General features: G+C 42.6%; 2 protein-coding genes. Both read right to left on the reverse strand.

The genetic code is table 11. The annotated features are described in order from the left end of the window. The coding region (locus JZO69_RS16465; protein WP_242586928.1) for an isocitrate/isopropylmalate family dehydrogenase at positions 1–199 on the reverse strand (199 nt) is incomplete at its 3' end. Further along, positions 199–1,575, reverse strand: a 1,377-nt coding sequence (locus JZO69_RS16470; protein ID WP_207113896.1) for a 2-isopropylmalate synthase, incomplete at its 5' end; no start/stop codon positions are given. The genes JZO69_RS16465 and JZO69_RS16470, both read right to left, overlap by 1 nt.

A 1,575-nucleotide genomic window follows, 5' to 3' on the forward strand; every position in this document is an offset into this window, starting at 1 on the left:
CGGCTTTTTCACACGCGTTTAAGGTTTCTTCTGGTAAGGGATCGCCTTGTTCATCGATACCAGCACCACCAAAGGCAAAGCGTTCAATATCAAAATCCAAATTATCCTGAACCATGATTTCAGCTAAAATGTTTAGTGCGCTATCCATGATTTCTGCTCCGATACCATCTCCTGGTAATGCTACGATTCTTTTACTCATCAGGCTTTCCCCACTTCTTTTTGAAATTGTTCACTGGCTTTGACGTAAGCCTTCGCTGACGCTTGCAAGACATCAAAATCAATGCCGATGCCATTGAATTGTTTGTTATTTTCAGTATCTACTAAGGTTACATGCACTTCTGCTTGTGCATCTTCTCCGCCAGTGATGGCTTTGATGTAGTACTCTTGTAGCGCTGGTTTTTGGACGAATATTTTATCGATCGAGTTATAGATTGCTTGGATACTACCAGAGCCGATCGCTGATTCTGTTTTACTTTCATCTTCTCCTGTATTGATGGAAACGATCGCTCCTTGGCTGCCATCAGAAACGTATTGTAATTGGACACGTTCTAAGCGGTAATCTTCACTGCATTCTTGCGATTGTCCAACCATTAGTGCAATTAGATCATCTTCTGTAACTTGTTTCTTTTTATCGGCTAGTGATTTGAACCGTTTAAAGGCATCCTTTAGTTCTTCTTCAGTTAGTTGGTAACCTAGAGCTTCCATTTTTGTGGCAAACGCATGGCGACCAGAAAGTTTGCCTAGTGGCAATGAGTTTTTGTTTACCCCAACAAGTGAAGGGGTGATGATTTCGTACGTATCCGGATTTTTCAGCACGCCATCTTGATGGATACCTGATTCATGCGCATAGGCATTTGCTCCGATGATTGCTTTATTTCTTGGTACTGCCACACCAGATAAGCGGCTGACGAGGTCGCTGGTTCTTTTTGTTTCGTTTAATGTGATATTGCTTTGGGCTTTGTAGAAATCTTTTCTGATATATAGCGCCAAAGCGACTTCTTCAAGCGCGGTATTTCCAGCTCGTTCGCCGATGCCGTTAATTGTTCCTTCTACTCGACGGGCGCCATTTTCGATGGCGGCTAAGGCATTGGCCGTCGCCATCCCTAGGTCATCGTGACAATGTGAAGAGAAAATAATTTCTTGGTCGCTTTGGATATTTTCAATTAGAAATTTAAATAGTGCGCCGTATTCCGTTGGATTGGAATAACCAACTGTGTCTGGAACATTGATGATCGTCGCACCTGCATCGATTGCGGTTTGAACAGCTTTTAGTAGAAATTGTTTATCTGTTCTTGTAGCATCTTCTGGTGAGAACTGGACTTTTTCAAATTTGGTCTTAGCATAGCTAACGTGTTCTTTAATAGAAGCAATCACTTCATCTGGTGTCATTTTTAGTTTAAATTCCATGTGAACTGGGCTCGTTGCTAGGAATACATGGATTTGCGGATGTTTAGCATTTTGCAAAGCTTCATGTGCCCGGTCGATGTCAGCTTTTTGGCAGCGAGCCAGACCTGCGACCGTCATTTTTTCAGCATTTTCAGCGATCGCTTTGACCGCTTCAAAATCCCCTACTGA

It is taken from the genome of Candidatus Enterococcus ikei (assembly GCF_017316105.1).
Lineage (GTDB): Bacteria > Bacillota > Bacilli > Lactobacillales > Enterococcaceae > Enterococcus_L > Enterococcus_L ikei.